This is a genomic window from Maribellus sp. YY47 (genome assembly GCF_023111095.1).
Lineage (GTDB): Bacteria > Bacteroidota > Bacteroidia > Bacteroidales > Prolixibacteraceae > Draconibacterium.
Genome location: NZ_JALGYW010000011.1, coordinates 1 through 21,964, shown reverse-complemented (window position 1 = coordinate 21,964; position 21,964 = coordinate 1). Strand labels below are relative to the sequence as shown.

Below are 21,964 nucleotides of genomic sequence, written 5' to 3'. Positions count from 1 at the left end.
AATGTTTACAATGTTGGTTCTTTCAATGCGGGTTGTTTAAAATAAAAAATCTACCTGCAACTTTCTGTAAATATACTAATTGCAGGTAGATTTCCTATGTTACGGAAGAGATAATTCCGATTACAGAATTACTCCCACTTCGGCGGCCGAGCTGTAAAAACTGTTGTCAACTTCGCGCAGGGTAGTAACTTTAAAGTACCTTGCTTTTTCAGGTTGATCAAACATTTTTTCCTGGCGGCGGTTGGTATTCCAGCAACGAGCGTGATCAATCACTGTTTTCCATGTTTTGCCATCCACACTTATTTCCAGGTTGTATTCAGCCATTCGGCCGTTGCTTTGTTCCTGGCGCGGCAAATAGTCAAAACCTCTTATGGTAAAAACTTCGCCCATGTCTACCTGAAGAAAATGTGGTTGTCCCAGCTTTTCATCTCTCCAGTCCGAATGCCAGATCGTTTCCGGATTGTTGTCGATCGCTTTTTCAGGGCCTTGTCCCGGGTAGCTGCAATCTGCCGTAGCTTTCCATTTCGATTTATTGATCTCGTATACTTTTACAGCTTTGTTGCTTCTCATTTTACCCGGAGCTTCAGCATAAACCGAAATCTTTCCACCGTTCTTCAGATCAAATAGTTTTTTATAACGAATGAACTTACCATCGTTTACCGAGTAATAAATGGTTGAGTTTTTATCTCCCGACAAAGTAACCATGCCGTTTTCGTTACGATCCATTTCCGGCGCTTTTGCCAGTAATAATTCTACTGAATTATATTTTTCAGCAGCATAATCGAAAATCTCTTTCTGCTGGAACTGAACCGGTTTGTAAGTCACTTCGAAACGGTAAATACCATTGGTGGCTACATATTGTGGTAAAACACCCGGACCACAGGTCGCTGTTCCCAGCCCGGTTACAAGATCATCGTAGTTAACGGTTACGAAACCCGCATCTTCCAGCTCATTCATGTGGCGGGCTTTGGTGATGTCAGCGTCATCGTATGGATAAGCACTGAAATTCATCGCCTTTGGCGCACTCATCATAAAACCGATTCCTTCCATATTGGTAACTGCAGCCCAGCGCACATCAGCCTGGTTGCTGTTATCTTGAGGAACAACCATATTGTGATCATATAGTTCTTCGGCAGTTGATGAATAGAAGCCAAATTTACCTCCGCTTTTGCGGTCGGGATAAGTTGAAACTCCACCTAGTCCATACCAATTCAGCTCGTTAAACGAACGTGGCATTTTCATTTGAAGGCCTACTTTTGCAACTGCCCTGATAGTGGCTGGAAGATTTACTTCGCTTGAAACGGAAAATGTTCCGTCTCCAAAAACCTGGTATTGGATGGCTGCGTCAAATTCGGTAGTACGGGTTTTTATGGTTACCGGGAAAACGACCAATAGCGACCCGTCGTCCTGTTTCTGAATTTTTGCGTTATCGGCAACCTGCTCTGTCTCATCGAGTCCTGCAGCAGACCAGGCACGCATTCCGTTACCATCACGAATATCGTTTTCTGTTGGCGGACGGAAGAAATTAAGTTTAGGACCGGCTGTCATCAGTTCGGTTCCGTTTAACAGGTACGATGAAATAATTCCGGAGGCCGATTCAATCGTCAAACGGAAGTTGTCACCACTGATTACTTGGGTTGTTCCGTTTTGCTGAACGGCAACTTCACCTTTGTTTGCAACAGCAGTAAACGGTGCCGCCTGAACCGGTAATTCAAATTCTTCCCAGGCTTGTTCGTGGCCTTTTTTCACCAGACCTTTTTGTTTCTTCGTAACAGCCGAGAAGCTTAATGTGTAAGACTGACCTGCTTTCGGTTGTTGTAAGTCGGGAATTGAGATGCTAAACGTTTTTGATTCCTGTGGAGCCACATTCAATTCAGGCAGCATGCCGTGAGCAACAATTCCTTCTGCATTTTTTATCGTCCAAACAAAAGTAAATTCGTTTAGGTTGGTAAAGAAATACTTGTTTTTCACCATGAATTTTCCGGCGGCAAGATCATCAGCAGTGATGGTGATATTCTGATAGACTTTTTTCGCCTCCCACAATTGCGGGTTCGGGATTCGGTCGGGATTGATCAAACCGTTTATACAAAAACTATTGTCGCTGGGTTTGTTGGTTCCGTAGTCGCCACCATAGGTGAAATACATTCTTCCTTTTTCGTCTACTTCGCGTAAGCCCTGGTCCACCCAGTCCCAGATACAGCCGCCCTGCAAAGCAGGATAAGCTTCAATGGCATCCCAGTAATCCTGCAAACTTCCGCAACTGTTTCCCATGGCGTGCGAGTATTCGCAAAGGATCAGCGGGCGGTCAGGATTGTTTTGGGCATATCTTGTAATACCGTCGATTCCCATGTACATGGGGCAGAAAATATCAGTATGCGCCTCCAAGCCGGCACGTTCGTACTGAACCGGACGGCTTTGGTCACGCTCTTTTATCCAGTTGTAGCCGGCAACAAAGTTAACGCCGTCGCCGGCTTCGTTACCCAGCGACCAAGTGATAATACAAGCGTGGTTTTTGTCGCGTTCGATCATACGCTCGATGCGGTCGAGGTGCATCGGACCCCATTCAGGCTGTTTTGCCAGACTGGCATCACCGTAACCCATTCCGTGCGATTCAATATTGGCTTCGTCAATCACGTACAAACCATATAAATCGCAAAGTGCATAAAACTCCGGATCATCGGGGTAGTGGCAAGTGCGTACGGTGTTGATATTGAATTCCTTCATCAGCTGAATGTCTTTCAATGTCATTTCGCGGCTGATTACGTGCCCATTGTCAGGATCGTGCTCGTGGCGGTTCACTCCTTTTACATACACTGCTTTTCCGTTCACCAAGAACTGGCCGTTTTTAATTTCTGAGGTGCGGAAACCAATATTTTGCGAAATGGCCTGAACGGTTTTTCCTTCGGCATCTTTCAGTACAATCAGCAATTTGTACAGATTTGGTTGCTCTGCCGACCATTTCAGAGGATTATTCACCGTAGCTTCAAAAGTAAAATGTGTTGGATCGGTTCCAATACCCAGGCTCTTGGTTAAATCGATTAGTTTCTCACTTTTATCGAAGCTGGAAACGGAGGCCTCAACCGTGTATTCTCCTTTGGCGGCACCGGTCAGGTTCTGAACTTCCACATCAAGCGAGAAAGTTCCGTTGGTATAGGTATTATCCAAACCGGCCAATACAAAGTAATCGCGGATATTCACCTTGGGAGTTGCCAACAGGTAAACGTCGCGTTCAATTCCACTGATCCGCCAGAAATCCTGGCATTCGAGGTAACTTCCGGTACTCCAGCGATAAACTTCGAGCGCCAGTGTGTTTTCACCGGTCCGGATGTATTTTGTGATATCAAATTCGGCCGGAGTTTTGGCCCCTTCGCTGTAACCCACTTTTTCGCCGTTCACCCAAATGTAGAAAGCCGATTTCACGGCCCCAAAATGAATTGAAATCTGTCTTCCGTCCCAGTCTGCAGGGATGGTAAAAGATCGACGGTAACTGCCCACCGGGTTGTAGTCGTGCGGAATGTGTGGCGGATTGGGGCGTTCTTTTACGATTTGCCAAAAGGGATACGTGGTGTTGACATAAATCGCGGTATCAAAACCTTGGCGTTCCCAGTTAGCCGGAACTTTAATGTCGGCCCAATTACTGACATCAAAATCCTCCTTGTAAAAATCAAGTGGTCGGCCGGCCGGATTGGTGGCAATATTGAACTTCCAGATACCATTCAACGATTCATAATAGGCAGATTCGTTTCGGTTATTATCCCAGGCCTGTTGTTCGTTTTCGAACGGAACAAAGAAGGCATGAGGCGCAGAGCGGTTGATGTTAAATACAGCAGGATTTTCCCAGTCGTTTATTTCCTGAGCAAAACCAAGTGTGCTGCAAAGAATGGAGATTAAAATAAGGTAGATTGTTTTCAACATAGTTATTTTGGTTTTCTAAATGATTATTGAGTCGCTCAAAATTAAAATATTTTGAGTAGACACAGTAGAATTTAAAAAACGGCAATATAAGGTTTTCCCGGGAATTCGCATTTTAAATGTGATCGAACGACAGCAACACGAGGATCAGACCTTCTCATTTCGAATACGGAAATTCTTTTAGAAGTGGAAAATGAATTCAAAACCTGTTTTACGCTCAAAAACCAAATCTTTTTGTTCAATGGAAGATTGTCAAATACTTAAACGGCTAAACGCACGTTATCCTAACAGCTGTTTAAAAAAAACATTTACTTTTACTTCCCGAAATAGAACTGGGCATGAAGCAAATTCGATTAGCAGTACTTTCTCTGGTAATACTTATTGTAAGCGGATGCGGGTCGGCACGGTATGGCCGTGATGCCCTGTTGTCGCAGGATATAGGCGAATATTACAAAGCCATTGAACTGTATAAAAAGGCACGGAAAAAGGAAAAAAGCCGGGCCAAACGTATAGAGTATGCTTATAATATTGCAGAAAGTTACCGGGCAATCGGTCAGTACGAATATGCTGCTCAGAACTACAAATTTGCGATCCGGTTAGGGTACCCCGATAACGAAGCGTTGTTACGTTATGCCGAAATGCTGCGGATAACTCAAGATTTTGAGGAAGCGACCGAAACCTATCGTACCTATCTTGATTCGGTTCCGGGAGACAGGCGTGCACTCGATGGATTGGAAGCAATGCGGAAAACCCAGGAATGGGTGGCCTATCCAACGCGCCATATCATTAATCCGATCAAGGAAATTAATTCGCCTGAAAGCGATTTCGCTCCCGTGTTTGTTGGCGGGCGCGATAACGAAGTGATTTTTACTTCTACACGTAAAGCAGCTACCGGAAAGAAGGAGAGCATGATTCACGGTCAAAAATATGCCGATTTGTTTCGGGCAAATTTTAGCGTGCAACGGCAAAAATGGCAACAGCCCAAATTGCTCGATGAAACACTGGCGATTAATACCGGCGATGAAGAAGGCGCTGCAACCCTGAATTCGTCGGGAGAACAAATGATATTTACGCGCTGTCGCTACGACAAATCGCAGGCAATGGGAACCGAATTGTATTCCACTTCGCAGTCAAGAGGATCGTGGTCGGAACCCATTAAACTAGATGTGGTTGGTGATAGTATCATCGCAGCACATCCTTCCTTAAGCGCCGATGGATCGGTGCTGTATTTTGTTTCTGATATGCCCGGCGGACAAGGCGGAAAAGACATTTGGATGGCCAAAGCAGAAGGCGGTTCATACGGAAAACCTGTTAACATGGGATCGGTGATCAATACTGCCGGCGACGAAATGTTTCCGTTTATACGCGACAACGGAGAATTGTATTTTGCTTCGAATGGTCATATTGGCATGGGGGGGCTCGATTTGTATGTAGCCTCCAAAAACGAAGATGACATTTGGATTGTCGATAATATGGGATCACCTATGAACTCGAGCGGTGATGACTTTGGAATTTCGTTTGTAACGGGCGAAAACAAGGGAATGTTTACCTCGAACCGTAAAGGTTCGCGCGGCGACGATATTTATTCGTTTATGGTGCCGCCGAAAATCTACGAAGTAGAAGCCGATATTTTTGATAAGGAAACAAAGGCACGGCTTGACGGGGCTACCGTTCGTGTGATCGGTACCGATGGAACCAACCTGAAAGTACGGGCGCGTAACGGTAATTTCAAAATGAAACTGAAACCCGATACCGAATATATTTTTGCTGCTTTTAAAGACGGTTATTTACGTGACAAAGCTGCCGCCAATACGGTGGGCCTGGAAGAAAGTAAGGATTTCAGGTTTGAAATGTATTTGACTGCCACCGACTCTCCGATTAAAATTGACAACATCAATTACGAATTTGGAAGCTGGGAACTGATGGAAAACTCCAAAGTAGCGTTGGACAGCCTGGTCGAAATTCTGGTGTTCAACCCAACGATTACCATTGAGTTGATGGCACATACCGACCATGTGGGCAGCGATCAGTTTAACTTCGATCTGTCGCAGAAACGTGCACAAAGTGTGGTCGATTACCTGATTGAAAAGGGAATCAATCCGCAGCGTTTGGTGGCAAAAGGTTATGGCGAGACCTGGCCGAAAACGATTACCCGTAAAATTGCAGATCAATATGATTTTCTGAAAAGAGGCGATGAGCTGACAGAAGCATTTATCAATCAGCTGACTTCGCAGCAACAGGAAATTGCAAAGGCACTCAACCGTCGTACTGAATTCAGGGTATTATCGACTGATTTTATCGAGAAATTTGATGCAGAACCGGAACGTTAGAGGGTTTATTTTGTCTTATTTTCTTCGGGGTGCTTCACTTTTCGGGTATAATCATAATCACTTGCCCGTTTGTTTTTGGAGCGAAGAATCATTTTTCCCATAACGTCGGATGGTGAAAACCGAAAGAGACTAACCGAAGCTGCCTCAACACGCAGTGTTTGGTTGTTTTGAGTCATTATGATGGTCACCGGATTGTTTTCGTCGGGCCTGATTTTCTCGAAGGGTGGAACTTCATATTCATTTAAAAACGACATATTTTCCTTTGCCCGGTCCATATCTGTTTTTCGGTTTGGGCTCACCACAATTTCTTTCATCCCGATCTGCTCTGATTCCATTTTTACGATCGGATTGATCATAATTGAAGACACTTTCAGCACCTTTCGGTAAAATGAAATGTGGGAAAACAACAATGAATCGGAAGGGGAGACCCACAGGGCAAAAATTCCGTTATCGCGGCTGATGTCCCTTTCATGGGTACTTAAGTTGATGATGTACACATCGGGCAGCGATTCTCCGGTTTCGTCTACTATTTTCCCTTGTACGAGGAACTTTTCATGCTGCGCTGCCAATGTCAGGCAATTGAAAAGCAATAGTATGGTAAAAAGTTTCTTCATAGCCTGAACTGATTACAACAAAGTTCGGGAATATGAATGTTAAATCCCAGAGCTTCCTGTTAAATCATGTTCATTCTAAGTGCCTGAAAGGGAGTGTGCCTGCGGGTAATTCAGCTTTGGTTAGAGCGAAATAAGTTGATTTTTAAACGCATAAATAACGAGGTTAACGGTGTTAAAGGTCTCTGTTTTTTGGAATAAGTTGCTTTTATGTTTCTCCACCGTTTTCGGACTTAAGTGGATTAATTCGGCAATTTGCTCGTTGTTTAGCCCATTACAAATCAGGTTTAAAATTTCTTTTTCGCGAGAGGTAAACCTGGCAAGTATTTGCTCTCCGGTTTTACGCTCTTTGTCTTTATTCAGATTGCGGGAGATCACTTTTATAATTTCGGCAGAAAAGAAACTTCCACCTGCTGCCACTTTTTTTATCGCCTTTTCAAAGTCTTCAATGTCAGAGCGTTTTAGCATGTAACCTTCCACCCCGGCCGATAGCATTTGTTCGATGTATTCGTCGTCGGCAAAAGAAGTTAGCGCAATTATTTTTAGATCAGGATACTTTTTCAATGCCTGTTTGGTGGCTTCAATGCCGTTCATTTTGGGCATATTAATGTCCATCAAAACAATATCGGGCGCTTCTTTGTCAATCAGTTCCAAAAACTCCTCTCCATTCGATGCTTCTCCCATTACGGATACAAAATCGAAATTGCTTAACAGCATCATTAACCCAACCCGGAATATTTTATGGTCGTCAACAATAATTATGGTTGTTTTTTTCATGGTAGTGCCTTAAATATTGAAACTTAGAATAATCTCAACACCCTTGCCTTCTCCGCTGTTGATCTCGTATTTGCCGCCAAACGACTCTATACGATTGATAATATTGCGTAGTCCCATTTTCTCTTCGTCGGATGTATAAATAAGATCAGGATTAAATCCTTTCCCGTTATCCCGATAGAGAATGGTTACTGTCTTTTTAATTTGTTGAATGTCGAGGTATAACTTAGATGCGTCGGCGTGTTTCAGCGTGTTGTTAATTAATTCATTACAAATGCGGTAAATGTTTAGTTCCATATTGGGATCCAGTTTCATCTCCGAATTTGCAGAGTTTACCGTACAGGTAACTTTTCCAATATCATTTATTTTATCGCATATTATTTCCAGCGATTTTATTAAGCCGTATTTATTTAAAATGGATGGATTTAGGTTGTTGATAGTAGCTTCAAGGTTTTCTAAAGCGATTCCCGATAGCTCTTTCACCTGAAGCAGGCTTTTGTTTTCGGCTTTATCGCTGCAATCTTTTTCGATTAATTTGATAAAAAGAGCAATGCTCGACAAAATCGATCCCAGTCCATCATGTAAATCGGCTGCTATTCGTTTACGTTCTTTGTATTCCACTTCAAGAACCCGGAGAGCCTGTAGCTTTTCGATGGCATTATATGAATTTATTATCCGATATATCAGTAGTATACAAAATAAAAGCAGGAAAAAAGTTAGAAGCACAAGCGCAGCCACCCGTTGTTTAAATTTAATATTTTCGTGCAGGATGTATTGGGCAATTTTTTTGTCTAATTCTTGATAAGCCACCTGAAACTGCCGGTAATGTGTTAAAACGGCAACGTCGTAAAGGCTGGTATTTTTCTGAAACACTGCTATAATCTTCCGCTGTAACGCATTTACCTGGCTGGCAACCTGCTCAAGCGATTTCTGAAGATCAAATTCGGAATTGCCTTGATATTTTGTTTCGAGAAGCGAATCGAGCGAGGCAATCGACTGATTGGTGTTTGTAAAGAATGGTAAGACTGTTGTGTTTTTTGAAGAATCGTTAAACAGAAAGTAATCGTTTAAAGCGATTCGGCTATGCGATATTTCGAGGTCGATGTTTTTAGAAAGTTGCAGAAGCAAAATGTGTTCACGGTCGAGTTTTAAACTTTTTATGGAGGTGTAAATAATACCGGTACAGGTAACTGTAGTAAAAATTACGATTGCCAATAATACTTTCCCTCTGAAAACAATTTTTAGACTCATTTTGTAATTCCACTGATTTCTTTTGCTAAAGATATTCAATTGTAATTAGATACAAGCTGTGCTCGGTTTTAAACGATTTCGAAGAAAGTAAAATGGTCAGCCAAAATTAAAAATCCCCCGCCGAAAACCAGCGGGGGAGTATTTTTTTAGTTCAACGCGGCTTATGAAGCGCTCGGAATGCCTCCCATCCCAAATACCATGGCAAGAAGTGCAACCGTTTCGATGATACCCATAGCGGCGATGTACATACCCGAGCCTTGTTTGTCGTCAACCGCAAGGTTGGCACAAGCAGCGGCACCCACTTTTCCCTGCATAATGGCAGAGGCTGCTATGGCGATGCCCACAAAAAACGCCCAGATCATTTGGTTGGGATAACTGTCGGGGCTAAGGTTAGCGCCAATCATCGAATTCATAAAAATCATCCCGTAAATTACCTGGCTTAAAGGCATACCTACCATTGCCAGTGCCAGCGAAGGAAGTTTTTTCTTGTCTCTGATTGATTGTTTCCAAAGCCCCAGAGCTCCCATGCCTGCAATACCGGTTCCAATTGCCGAACCTACACCTGCGATTCCGAGTGCAATGGCATGTCCGCCAAAGCCTGTAACTGTTGTTGCTAAAATTGTTGTCAAAGTCATTTTTATACTGTTTTAAAAATTTTTATTGTTTATTTTCCTTCAAATCGAAGGGTTTGTATTCATTTCCCGAAAATTCAACATTGGCATGTCCGGCGTATTCAAGCATATTTAAACGCACGCCATGAACCAGCACGGCCATTGCCGCCAGAATCATATTTAGTCCGTGTCCTAAAATTAACACCAGCACGGCGCCAATTCCGGAAACTACCGTGGTAATCCCATCGCCAATGGCCATTTGGTTAAAACTTGCTGCCATTAATACGGTTGACAAACCAACCGCGTAAAGCCGGATGTACGAAATAATGTCGGAAAAACCGTTGATGATGCTTAGCGGCAAATTTCCGATAGACGAAAGCATGCCTTTAAACAAGCTTGTTCCCGGTTTGGAGAACAAGGCAACAAACGCGGCGCCTCCAACAAACAGCCAGGGCATTAACTGCGGGGCTTCAATTCCCAGCACCATTTGGGTTACAATAAGGAACAATCCCCAGATAATGGCGACCCAACCCAATTGGGCCAGAGCTCTTACACTGTTACTAAATTTCCATGCCACTTGTAGATGGCCAACGGTAAGGTGTACCGCTCCAATTAAAAACATGAGTTTTTGTACCATCAGACTGTCGCCGCCAAAACTGGCCAGCGCTTCAATTTTTAAACTACGCAGTACCGGCAATTCGGCAATGGCTTCGGAGCCAAAATAGGTTCCGGTGAGCACACCCCAAAACATAATGGAAACCGAGAGGGTATAAATCAAGCCAAACTCAATGTGTTTGGCGAATTTTTTCTTCCGGTGCACCAAAAAGGTCAGCAGTAAAAACACGAGTCCGTAGCCGGCATCGCCCACAAGAATCCCTGTAAAAAAGGTAAAAAATACCATGAATACGCGGGAAACATCCATTTCCTGGTAGCCCGGAACAAGGCCCATAAAATCCATTACCGGCTGAATACGTTGTGCCCATTTGGGCGTACGCACCAGGGTCGGGACCTCTTCCATTTCTTCGGGCAGCGGATCTTCAATAATGTAACCCCAGTGGCGTTTGTCAGCCGTTTCGATAAACTTGTCGACATAGTCGAGCGGAATAAAACCTTTCCAGAAACGCACGTGCTTATCCACCGACAACCCGCCAAACTGCACATTCCGCACATTAAAACGACGCAGGCGTTCTTTCAATCCTTCGTGCAAAACAGCTTTTTGCTCGTGTAAACGGATTAAAAACTGCTGGTTCGTCTCCAGGTTGGAGTTGGTTGCCGCCAATAAATCCCTGGCGTTTTCCAGCTCATTCTGCGGAAAGGAAAGCTCCTGAAAATCCAGCAGTCTTTCGTCGGCAGCCTTTGCCAGGAAAATTACCTGGTTCAATTCGTTTAATTTCCCGACATGCTGAACGTCGTCACGATTGGCAATTTGTTTTAACGACTTGTCGTCGAGTAAGTAAGGTTTTAGCCATATTCCTTTTTGGTTGAGTGTTTTAATATCGTGCAAGGAGATATTTCCCCATTGTTCGTACCATTGGATATCGCCGGCCAGGTTGAGTTTTATGTTTTCCAGTTCCTGGCGATGGTGTTCGGCATCGAGTACCTTTTCCATCAGAAAAACCGCCCCGCGTTCGAGTGTGGAGTAATCCGGAATTTCGTCATCGCCGGCACCGGTGTACTTTTCGCCATCGTAGCGATCGAGCACGGCAACGGCTTGTTGCAGCTGCTTTATGCGCGCATCAACCCGTTCAATCGATTCGTGTTTCGCGGCCTGAAGCGGAGCAATATGGATCACGCCAAGTTCACCCAAAGCAGTTAGCTCGGCATCGATATCCGAAGCCGAGTCGGGCATAAACAGCATCAGCTTTTTCATTTCTGCTATCATAGTTTGCCCTCCTTTTGTTTGCTTGTTTTTACCACCTTTGCGGTTGCAATGGTCAGGCGTTCGTCGTCCTGTAACTTTTGTCCAATCTTACGAATAGCCAGTTTTGCATTCGGAATCCGCCGGTTTTCAAACAGTTTTACACGCGCCCGCACATCCAGTAATTCTTCTTCCAAAAGATTGATTTGCTCTTTCAGACAGTCGATTTCGGCGAGCAATTGCAGCTGTTCCTGCATCAGTTCAATGGCATCGTCAACCCACAAAGGAGTGTCTTCGTGAATGGGCATCACGTTAAAATCAACATTTACGTATTGCTGAACGCGAACACCGGCCACATCAACCGTTTTGGTAATAATCTTATTCACCGAAATAAATTCACCGATGTTTATCCACGAGTCGCTCATTACGGCGGTCCATGGTTCTGCTGCCAAGCGGTTTTTTTCAATCTCTTCACGAATCTGTTCAATCCGTTCGGCGATGGTGTTTATGGTTGCCATTAACGACTTTTCCATCGCTTCAAACAAGGGCAGCATCCTTTCCGACACCTTCAGAATTTTTTTCTGACGGGCTCGTTCGGTTTTTGTATATTTTATTTTTATACCTGCCATTAATTGTCCTCCTTGTTTTTTGCCGGATTTACCATCGATGCCAGCACTTTGGCGCCTTCTTTCTGGTTAAACGAATGCAGCCTGCTTACAATTTGTAGTTTTAGTTTGTACACCAAAACTTCGGTGAGCGTAAATGTTTTTCCTGCCTCCATGTCGAGAAGTTCCTGCCACTGCCACTGCAAAATTTTAATTTCGCGTTCGAGCGGGTTTCCCACAAGTGCCGATTTGGGCAAACGCACAGGTTGCGCCTGACGGTTTTGCACTTTGGCTTTCCGAACTTCAGCCAAATCTTCTTTTATGGTTTGTAAGAAAGAGGCAATACTTTTTTTCCCAACTTCGGTATTCAATTGCTGAATATCAACCGACTCCAGCAGCCTGAAATGTCGCGCAGACAGCTGGCTTTTGGCTTCATCGTTAAATTCATCAATTGTAATCGGCGGTACCTGATCAAAGGACAACGATGGCAAACTGGTCATAAGATAAACCATGTTTGACATATTTAATCCTCCCGATTTTTAGTGATACGATCCACCAAATCTTTATTCAGCAACGAAAACAGGCCGGTCTCAATTTCTTTTGAGCTCACCACAAAGCTGATCCCGTCTTTATCGGTCGATTTTACTTTTATTTTTGCTTTGCTTGCCGAAAGCGGTTGCAAGGTTACTTCTTCCTGAAGGGCTTCTTGTATCAAAAAGGCTTCCATTTCCTTTTGTAACTCCGGCGGTACTTTAATCGATTTTTTCCCAGAAATCGATTCAATCACCACTTTCAACAGTTCTTTCAGGTATTCTTCCTGGCGGAATAAGGTTTTGCATTCTTTCCCAAACACCTTTTTCAGGTGGTTTAAAAGCGAAATTTTTGTGGCTTCCACCATGTCGCGCGATGCCTGTGCAATAGCTTTCTGTGCATTTTTTTCAGTTTGAGCAGCTTTTGCTTCGGCCTCTTCAACTATCGATTTGCTGGTAGCTTTTGCCTCGGCAATCAGTTTTTCGGCTTCCTGCTTTGCGCTTTCAATGATGCGTTGTTTTTCCTGTTCTCCGGCATTTATTCCCTGTTCTTTTAGTTTGGAAACAATTCCTTCCAGATTTTCTCTATTTTGATTCATCTCTTTTTCAGATTAGTGGTTAATTCCAATATTGCCCGATCAGTTTTTTACTCAACCCCGTTTCGGTTGGCTCAAAATGACGCTTTAAAATATCCCAGCATTTGTCCAATGCAGCTTCCAGCTCAATAGGTTCTCCAAACGGTTCCTCCATGTTAGCAATGAAATCTTCGCGGTACCGCAGCAGTTTTTGCGAGAATGTATCGTTTGCGGCACCAACTTCAGCTGCCTCGTAAGCTTTTTCAGCATCGGCCAGCAACGAGGCCATGGCAGTCATAATCGGGCGGTGATCGTTGCGGGTATCGCCGTTTACCTGTTGTTTTAAGCGCGATAACGAACGGGCCAGTTTCAGCTTGCCATTATCGAGGAAAAACTGTCCTTCGGTAATGTAACCGGTATTGTCGGGCACCGGATCTTCCAGCGATTCCAGCGTGGTTGCCCCGATAATCGTAATTGAACCGGCGCCTTCAATGTCGGCAGCCACCTCGTAACGTTTGGCCAGCTCGGAATACAAGGAGCCGGGATAGCCCTGCAACGAAGGAATCTGGTCCTGGTAGTTGGCTACGTTACGCAAAATATTCGACCAGTTGGTCATGTCGGTCAGCAGCACCAGCACATCTTTTCCCTGATCGGCAAATTCGCGCGAAACACTTAAAGCCACATCGGGCAACATTAAACCTTTAATCTGAGAGTCGCCGGCAAGGTGGGTAAACATGATCGTTTTATCGATATTTCCCGATTGCGACAACTGCTCTTTAAAGTAATGGTACTCGTCGAATTTCAGCCCGATACCTGCGAAAATAATCACGTCGGCCTGTGCGCCCTGTGCAATCTGCGAAAGCAGACGATTGTAAGGCTCGGTAGGACCGGCAAAAATTGGAATCTTTTGCGATTTTACCAGTGTATTAAACACATCGATCATCGGAATACCTGTCCATAGCGGTTGCTTGGGAACCAAACGCACCGTTGGATTTAAGGTATCCAATCGTGTTGAAATTTGTTTCTCGAAAATAATTTCAGGGCCACCGTCGGCAACGTTGCCAATTCCATCGAAACTGCGACCCAGCATGTTGTACGAAAATCCTGCAGTAAGCGGAACCTCGTGCATGCGTATTTTGGTTTGCGTACTCAAACCCTGTGTTCCGTTAAACACCTGGAAACGTGTGGAGTCTTCGGTAATATTAATCGCTTTGGCAAACGAAAGGCTTTGGTTGGTTCCGGCCTCCAGCAGCTCTACCACGTGGTTGAGCGCCACGCCGGGATTTCCTTCAACCGAAATCAGTGCCTTACCAACTTCGCTTATTCTGTTTATTTCTTTTCGTATCATAGTGCGTACTCTTCTTGTAAAATAAATTGTTCTATTTTTTGTGGAAGAACGGCCATTTCATCCAAGCTCTGGGCGCTGGTGTTCCAGTCTTTCCACCACTGGCGCAGTTCATCGAATCTGGCTTTTACCAGTTCTTTTACCTCTTCATCTTCCATATCTTCTCCGGCAAAATTGATTGTACTGTCAATCAGTTTTTGCACGGCCTCGTTAATCACAATCAGGCGCTCGGGGCGGGTACAGGCATCCAGTTTGTGGAAAGCGTTTTGCTGCATCACACAGAAATCGATGGTCAAGCCTTTTTGGTACAAAACATACTTTTCAACCGGAACTTTTTTCAACCCAATGGTGCTGATGGTTTGATCGATACCGTTTGCGTCGTTAAGCGTTTGCAGCATTTTATTGCGGTCGGTCCACGAAATAAAGCTGTCGTAAACCGACGACGTGTACACCAGCGGATCGATGGCCGGGTATTTTTTTGCATCGGCACGGTCTTGCGACAGGCCCCAGAAACCACCGGTGGCATCCATGGTTGCCTGCGTTACCGGCTCCTGGAAGTTACCACCTGCCGGCGATACCGTTCCTATAAAAGTTAAGGAACCGCCTGTTCCGTGGTCGGCACCGGCGCGTTGGTACATCCCTTTAATCTGATCGGGAATATCCATTGGGAAAGCCTCGGGTCCGGGAATATCGCCCTGGCGACCACTACGCTCGCGCAGCGCCTGTGCCCAGCGCGAAGTGGAGTCGGCCAAAAGCACCACGTTGTAGCCCTGGTAGCGGTAATATTCGCCAACCGTTAGTGCAATAAACACACTTGCTTCGCGCGCAGCAACTGGCATCGAACTGGTATTTCCGAAAATACACATCCGGTTCATCAGCGAATCGCCGGTTGACGGATCTTCCAATTCGGCAAAATCCTTAAACACTTCCACCGCCTCGCCGGCACGTTCGCCGCAGGCTGCCATAATAATAATATCGGCTAAAGCATATTTACACAGCGAGTGCTGCAAAACTGTTTTTCCGGCGCCAAAAGGACCGGGGTTTCCAACCGTTCCGCCATAACTAACAGGTGCCAGCAAGTCGATTACGCGCACGCCGGTTGAAATGGTTTGGCTCGGGATGGCGCGTTCTTTAAACGGAATCGGCGATTTCACCGCCCAGCGGAAAGCCAGTTTCAGCTCGTGTTTTATGTTTTGACTGTCGACAATAACAGCAACCTTTTCGGTAATATTTACAGCGCTTTTTTCGATGATGCTTTCAATTTTGCATGGGCCAAAATTGAACGGAACCAAAATTCGGTGCTTCAATCTTCCTTCCGGAACCGTACCGATGGTATCGCCACCAGTTACGCTGTCGCCAACGGCCACCGACGGGGTAAAATCCCACAATTTTTGATCGTCAAGTGCGGGCGCTTTCATCCCGGGCACCAGGTAAGCATTTTGTTCGGCTAACTTGTACAAGGGATTTTGCAGTCCATCCCAAATGCTGGTTAATAATCCGGGCCCCAGAAGCACGGATAGGGGTTTTCCTGTAAACTCAACCAGATCGCCAATCATGGCGCTGGTTAAATCTTCAAACACCTGCATTTCAACAATCCCCGCATCCGCATTTTTGGGATCAGGAATAATCTGTAACACTTCGGCTTGCAACGATTTTCCATCCACAATTACATTGGCCGTTTCACCCATTATTACGTTACCGTAAAACCGGGCTTTTACCAACGAATCCTGGATGGATATAAGCTTGCCTGTTCTTGTTGTATTATTATTCATGTTGTTCTGTATTGAAAGTCTAAAATTTCTTAGATTGAAATATTTATTAAAAATGGAGTAATCGTTAACAGTTGTGGATAACTATTTTAATAAAGCATAGTGTAATGAAAGGTGCTTCCATCGAATACATTGAGCCATGTAAATGAAATGTGAGATACACATTGGAACGCTCATTTTCTTGGACACAAATGAAACAGGACTGATCCCTTTTATTAATCTGGAAACTATAATTGTTGTTTTCATGAGCTATTAACGGATTACGTTGTAAGGATCAAAGAAAAAGTGAGTCAATGGGATTTGGGGTGTAGTTCACTGCAAACACGGGTAGCTTACTGCCATGTACAATCTCTGAAGCAAATTTTCCGATGTTGGTATTCGAAAAAATAGATTCCTGATGTGTACGGATGATTATTAACTCCGGCTTTTCTTCCTTTATGTATTTTAGAATTACCTCGTGTGCATCCTGGTCGTAGACTTTGAGTATTTTGATATCACATTCAATATCATGATCCCACAACAGATGTTTAATTTTTTGTGCGTTTTTTAAAGCCAGGCTTTTCTTTTCGTTGATGTTGGCTTTTAGCGCCGATAAAATTGTAATTTTTGCCTTGTGCTTTTTGGCCAGAAAAGTGGCCCACAACAATCGTTTTTTTGTTGATTGGGTAATGTCGATCGGAATGGCGATATTTTTTATGGCAGGTACACCAAAATCTTTGTTTACGGTTAAGACCGGACACGTCGACAGGCTAATCAGTCTGTCAATTTCATCTTTTGTCAAAGCTCCCGGATAATCACTGTCGCTTTTGTCGATCAATATAAATTCAAGACTGTCGCTTTTCGATTTTTCCAGCAGAACATCCACCGGATTCCCGGCCCGCGCTGAAATAACAATATCGTCGGGTAGTTGATTTCCAAGTACATTTTCAACAAAACTTGTCAGCTCTTTTTTTGCCTTTTCTTCGGCTGCTTCTATTTCCTGTGCCTGAAAATTCCTTTCAAAAAAACCAGGCTCTTTTAAAACATTCAAAATAACAAGCTTTACCTCGAGTGTGCTTTGCAAATACAGCGCTTCTTTTAATACTGTTTCGCCTTCTTTATTGGGGGAAATAAGTGCCAAAATACTATATGCTTTCTGTTCCATGCCTTGTCTGTTTAATCGTTATTTATACTTTTTGTAAGAATCGTTACCCCCCACATTAATCGTTTTCAATCACAATTAAATCTCTGTTCGAATTGTCCAGGTAGGCGTTAATCCCTTTACATTTTGTTTTATGCTGAATGGTACTGATGGAAACATCAATTCCTTCGTAGTATTTGCGGTAGTAAGTTTGTAGTTCCTCGCTTACTTTTTGTTCCTGAGATTTAACAACAAAGAGTATCTCCAGATTCGATTGTGTTTTTTCGCATATTTCACGAACCTCATTGCTTAGTTGCTCCGACGGTTTTTTGGAGGGATTTCCTACAAACAGTATCTTTTTCGATGTTTCACCTTCAAACGTTTGGGGCAGAATAAACAAAGGATTTTGGGCTGTATCGATGATTTTCTCCAAACATCCGTTTTGTCTTTTGCACGAATCATCAAACGAATTGTGGGTAGACAAAACCAGGTTGTGCCTCCCGTTAATAATGGGTTTGAAATTGAGAACAGAATTCAGCTCCCCTTCAATCGAGAGCGTATTTACTTTTTGTCTTTCAATTCTGAAATATTTTAACAGTCTGGTTTTTAGCGCACTGAGTTCGTTTTTGGTGATTTTCTTTAAGTGAGGGCTAAGTTTTCGCATCATTAAATGTCCCCAGCCCGGATTTTGATAGGTTTGTAAAAGGGTAACCGGAGCATTTTCTTTGTAGAGAAACCGCATTGCAAAAGAAGTAGCGTGCCAACTCCCATCCGAAAAATCGGCCAGTATTAATATCGAAGATTGATTGTTTCTATACCTTGCACTCATTCTTATTCCTATTTTGTTCGTGAACAAAATTAGGTTTCGAAAAAGAGGAGTGCTACAGGCGAAAACCTACTTCGGGGTAGGAGAAACCCTATAAAAAGGTAGGATTATTCCTAATTTATTGCACATTTGTTTGAAAACAGTGGCGATCCGCTTCGTCAGTAGAGGCCTATCTATTATCAATTCATATTATTTTGCTATAGGATGGATAAATTCGTTTTCTAATTGTTGTGGTACTTGGTAGATTAGTTGTGTATTGATGATTTGCCTGTCAAGATTATAGGTGTACTCTATATCATAAGGCATGTAGATTATGCCGTCTCTTAAGAAGCGAGGATAAAAACTTTTTGCCGGGAAGAGATTTACAAAATTCATTTTAGCGATAAGACCAATTGCTTCCAATGTCTTGTCACGAATGAACCCACCTAACTCGATTCTTGACTGACTATTCCGAAGCGCTAGGTATGAGACTCCTACCATTGAGGAATAAATATTTATCGTACCGTGAAATCGACTTGTATCATTTTGGGTGGCGTAGCCGGTAATTAGTGAATCGATCCTAGAAAGCAAGGTGGAGAGTAATGTCTCGCTGTTTTTCTTAAAAAAAAGACTCAGTTTTTGGTTATTTTCAAGTGCTCCATAAGGAATTCGCCTAATTGCCTCAGATGTTTTAGACCCTGAAGAAAATGTGAAGATAAATTCATTTTTGAAAGCATATCCATAATTCGTTTTAACGGCATCTGACCCTCCTCTAATATCGCCATTTACCCAATCGGCCAGGAGGTTTTTATGACGAGGTAGTTTTATCTGTTCTTTTATTTGTTTTTCAACATCAGAAGAAAGAAACTGTATTCCGGTTAGGTACAGCTTTTCGTCGATTATTACCCATTTTGCAATAAATCCACGCGAGCAATTGTAAATATTTTTCCTGTTTAAGTAAGCATCGGTGTTTGTTTTAGTGAGCTGTATTTTTTGCATCAATGGCGACTCGTCAAGTAAAATGGTGTCCGAACCAGCTATAAGCGTATCACAGATGGTGTTGGAATAATCGAGTTCTTTTGAAAGATTATCATATCTGATAAGTTTTATTTGACGTTTCTCCTCAGGTTCGTTGCCCTGAACGGTAAATAAACTCAATGATAAGAGGACAATTGATACTATTTTTTTCATTTTTTTGTGTTTAAGTTCAAGTTTCAGTTCGTGTTTAAAAAGATTTTGAAGACAATGGATTTACAACTATATCCTTTGTTACTTTCTTTGGGGTATTCTGACCGTATGGCTTTGTGCCAGAGAATGGGCTATGAACACTGTGGCTGCAAGGTGGTTTGATTGTTCCAAAAACTGAGTATATTTATTTTAGTATTGAATTTTAATAGTATGATAAATATGTTAAGTAATAAATGATTAATTTCATATTGAAAACTGTTTTTCAATAAAACTGCTTTTTGTGAGAATAGGTTCCTAATAAGATTATTGCAAGATCCAGCAATGTCAAGGTTAAATCACAGCCCTAGTGGTTAAATCATTTTCATTCAGGAGCTTATGAAGGAGCTTCTCTCAGGCCGATCCATCCTGTGTTGTTATACATACTCGATCTTTACTTTCTTAAAGAATTTGTGGATAAGGATTTTTGCAATCCGTTTAATAACAAACTTGCGTAACTCCAGTTCAATGGGTTGCTCCGGGTCCTGGTGGGCCCAGTTAATACGGGTCCCGACAATAATATCGATACTATCGTGCTGGAGCAGCAGTTTTACCACTTCCTCGGGCGGGGTGTCTTCCAGCCGGGTATCGCTGTTGTAATTTTCGAGTATCTCTTCCACTTTGCCCAGAGTGAGAATTCCCTCGGTCACCATTTCAAAACCTTCCATGGTGGCGCTGGGAGGCAGCGTGTCAATGTTTTTATTCCCATGCTGAATTTCCACCGAAAGGTTGAGTTCGCGGGCAATGATTTCTGCGGTGGTGCCGCCACATATAATTTTTTTGCCTGCAAAACCCCGGATTCTTCCCACAAAATCGTAGTCTTTGATTTTATAAAAAGGCGGACCGGTGATCAGCATAAATTTTCGGGGTTCGCGAAAATACATCACGCCGCAGGTTGTGTCATCTTTTACCGAGAAATTGTCGTTTACACTGGCCTGGTTCACGATTTTTCGTGCCAGTTTGGTCGCCGAAATACCGGACATCCGGCTTATCTGTTTGAGAACAAAATCTTCCACCAGCTCCATTCCCCAGCCCATGGGATAACGCTCGCCACCGAGCCCCGACTGCGGAACTCCATCCGACATAAACAGGATGCGGTCTTCTTTTCGGGCAATAAACTCACGACAAATCAAACGTTTCCCAGTGTTTTCGGCTCCGCGGATATCAAGTTCATATTCGCGTGGCTGCATCGGGTTGCCGTTTCGGATGATCAAAACCGGCGGATTATCGTAATTTACGATCCTCACTTTTCCATCATCTTCCAGTTCAATAATGGTAAAGGTGGCATAACTTTCTTTTTCCGTGCCCTTTGGAAGGGTTTCCATAATAATGCGTGCAGCAATTTCAGGCTTGGTGTGAAGCTGGGCGTATTTGAGCGCCATGGTAGCGGTAAGCGTGGCAAGTACGCTCGCTTTGATCCCGTGGCCTATTCCATCGCTCAAAACCAGGATCGTTCGTCCTTCTTCGCGAATAATACTCGACTGGAAAACATCGCCGCAAGCCGTTTCTCCACGCGGGCGTAGTTGCTGTACATCTATTTCAACATGGAAATCAGGCATTGTCCTCGTCTCCATAGCGGTAAGTTTCAATAATCGAATTCAATAATTCTTCGGTCTCGGCAGCATTCTCTCCCAACAGAAAAGCGACTTTTTGCACGGTTTCTATGCTTTTTTTATTGATGCGGCGGGCGCGGTTGATGATTTCGTCCTGCACCAGCATGGGTGCCGACATGTCGCGGAAAACAGCCCCCACCACATGATTTTTATACAAGGTAAGTACAGAAACATGCAGCAGTTTGTTGTGAAATTTCAAGTCGCGCTCCACCTTTTCTTCCCCCGACGACAGCATGTTGGTAATCATTTTATACACTACCTCAGGTATCAGCCCATGTACCTTGGCGCCCTTTAGCCCGGGGATGGTTTCGTATAGTTCTGTGGTTTCTGAGCCCATCAACCTGGCAAAACTTTCGTTGGAATCCACAATTTTCAGGTCGCGGTCGACCATTACAATTCCGGCCGAAATTTTATGGATCATTTGAGACGATACTTCCATCGATTCCTGGGCTTTTTCCAGGCGTTGCTGCGTTTTTTTCAATTCGGTGACATCGTTGATTGATCCGACAATGCCAACAATTTTTCCGTCGTTGTCCCGAATAACAGCTTTATTGATAATCACATGATGTTTGCTTCCGTCGCTTTGTTTTACCTCGGCGTTGTAAATCTGTACGTCGGGATTGTTGATCAGTTCATTATCCTGGTGCGAATACATATCGGCCATGTCTTTCGAATGAACTTCATACACCGATTTCCCGATTATATCGACTTTCATTTTACCCGTGAAGCTTTCGTGCGCCGCATTGCACATCTGGTAAACACCGTTGGTGTCGCGGTAAAAGATGGGCACGGGAAGCGCATCGATAATTTTTTGATGAATCTCCGGATTTTCAATGTTTCCGGCGAGGAAGGATTTTTTATCGTAAATCATGGTCGTTGTCTGTCTGATTTTTTCTCCGTTGAAAATTTGACTAGTCCTAAATAAGCGTTACAGATTATTGGACTAAGTTAATAGATTCACAGACCGTTTCAAAGCTAGCTTTGAAACGGTCTGTTCTTTTATAGCTTTTAATTTTAATGGTATCTTGTTT

17 protein-coding genes are annotated in these 21,964 nt (G+C 43.5%); 1 reads left to right on the top strand and 16 read right to left on the bottom strand.

Translation table 11 applies throughout. The annotated features are described in order from the left end of the window. Positions 1-120: 120 nt before the first annotated feature. Positions 121-3,915 carry a glycoside hydrolase family 2 TIM barrel-domain containing protein gene (locus MR764_RS10510; RefSeq protein ID WP_247979373.1) on the bottom strand — a complete coding sequence of 1,265 codons (3,795 nt, stop codon included), beginning with the start codon at positions 3,913-3,915 and terminating at the stop codon, positions 121-123. 335 nt (positions 3,916-4,250) lie between these two features. Between MR764_RS10510 and MR764_RS10505 the strand changes: the two genes are divergently transcribed. Next, the gene (locus tag MR764_RS10505; RefSeq protein ID WP_247979372.1) at positions 4,251-6,242 is read left to right on the top strand and encodes an OmpA family protein; all 1,992 of its coding nucleotides are present in this window, start codon (positions 4,251-4,253) and stop codon (positions 6,240-6,242) included. A gap of 5 nt (positions 6,243-6,247) precedes the next feature. On the opposite strand, the gene MR764_RS10500 is transcribed toward MR764_RS10505, so the two are convergent. From MR764_RS10500 to MR764_RS10430, 15 genes are all read right to left on the bottom strand, one after another. Next, a complete protein-coding gene (locus MR764_RS10500) occupies positions 6,248-6,856 on the bottom strand; it encodes a hypothetical protein (RefSeq protein WP_247979371.1) in 609 nt (202 codons plus the stop codon). 120 nt (positions 6,857-6,976) lie between these two features. Beyond that, positions 6,977-7,630 carry a response regulator transcription factor gene (locus tag MR764_RS10495; RefSeq protein WP_247979370.1) on the bottom strand — a complete coding sequence of 218 codons (654 nt, stop codon included), beginning with the start codon at positions 7,628-7,630 and terminating at the stop codon, positions 6,977-6,979. Between the two features lie 9 nt (positions 7,631-7,639). Continuing rightward, positions 7,640-8,878 (bottom strand): histidine kinase, encoded by a 1,239-nt coding sequence (locus MR764_RS10490; RefSeq protein ID WP_247979369.1) that lies wholly within the window; start codon positions 8,876-8,878, stop codon positions 7,640-7,642. Positions 8,879-9,039: 161 nt separating this feature from the next. Then, the gene (locus MR764_RS10485; RefSeq protein ID WP_247979368.1) at positions 9,040-9,513 is read right to left on the bottom strand and encodes a hypothetical protein; all 474 of its coding nucleotides are present in this window, start codon (positions 9,511-9,513) and stop codon (positions 9,040-9,042) included. Positions 9,514-9,535: 22 nt separating this feature from the next. Next, positions 9,536-11,371, bottom strand: coding sequence for a V-type ATPase 116kDa subunit family protein (locus tag MR764_RS10480; protein ID WP_247979367.1), 1,836 nt, complete (start codon positions 11,369-11,371; stop codon positions 9,536-9,538). After that, on the bottom strand, positions 11,368-11,976 hold the full coding sequence (locus MR764_RS10475; RefSeq protein WP_247979366.1) for a V-type ATP synthase subunit D: 609 nt from the start codon (positions 11,974-11,976) through the stop codon (positions 11,368-11,370). The genes MR764_RS10480 and MR764_RS10475 overlap by 4 nt, the downstream gene beginning before the upstream one ends. After that, complete coding sequence (locus MR764_RS10470; RefSeq protein WP_247979365.1) at positions 11,976-12,464, bottom strand: DUF2764 family protein; 489 nt, start codon at positions 12,462-12,464, stop codon at positions 11,976-11,978. Before MR764_RS10470 ends, MR764_RS10475 begins: the two co-directional genes overlap by 1 nt. 11 nt (positions 12,465-12,475) lie before the next feature. Then, positions 12,476-13,081 (bottom strand): hypothetical protein, encoded by a 606-nt coding sequence (locus MR764_RS10465; protein WP_247979364.1) that lies wholly within the window; start codon positions 13,079-13,081, stop codon positions 12,476-12,478. Positions 13,082-13,100: 19 nt separating this feature from the next. After that, entirely contained in the window at positions 13,101-14,405 is a 1,305-nt protein-coding gene (locus tag MR764_RS10460) for a V-type ATP synthase subunit B (RefSeq protein WP_247979363.1), read from the bottom strand. Further along, the gene (locus tag MR764_RS10455) at positions 14,402-16,174 is read right to left on the bottom strand and encodes a V-type ATP synthase subunit A (protein WP_247979362.1); all 1,773 of its coding nucleotides are present in this window, start codon (positions 16,172-16,174) and stop codon (positions 14,402-14,404) included. The genes MR764_RS10460 and MR764_RS10455 overlap by 4 nt, the downstream gene beginning before the upstream one ends. A gap of 271 nt (positions 16,175-16,445) precedes the next feature. Continuing rightward, the gene (locus tag MR764_RS10450) at positions 16,446-17,315 is read right to left on the bottom strand and encodes a universal stress protein (RefSeq protein WP_247979361.1); all 870 of its coding nucleotides are present in this window, start codon (positions 17,313-17,315) and stop codon (positions 16,446-16,448) included. A gap of 55 nt (positions 17,316-17,370) precedes the next feature. After that, on the bottom strand, positions 17,371-18,120 hold the full coding sequence (locus MR764_RS10445; RefSeq protein ID WP_247979360.1) for a hypothetical protein: 750 nt from the start codon (positions 18,118-18,120) through the stop codon (positions 17,371-17,373). A gap of 186 nt (positions 18,121-18,306) precedes the next feature. After that, a complete protein-coding gene (locus MR764_RS10440; protein WP_247979359.1) occupies positions 18,307-19,287 on the bottom strand; it encodes a hypothetical protein in 981 nt (326 codons plus the stop codon). A gap of 410 nt (positions 19,288-19,697) precedes the next feature. Then, on the bottom strand, positions 19,698-20,894 hold the full coding sequence (locus MR764_RS10435; RefSeq protein ID WP_247979358.1) for a SpoIIE family protein phosphatase: 1,197 nt from the start codon (positions 20,892-20,894) through the stop codon (positions 19,698-19,700). Further along, the gene (locus MR764_RS10430; RefSeq protein ID WP_247979357.1) at positions 20,872-21,804 is read right to left on the bottom strand and encodes a PAS domain S-box protein; all 933 of its coding nucleotides are present in this window, start codon (positions 21,802-21,804) and stop codon (positions 20,872-20,874) included. Before MR764_RS10430 ends, MR764_RS10435 begins: the two co-directional genes overlap by 23 nt. Positions 21,805-21,964: the final 160 nt, after the last annotated feature.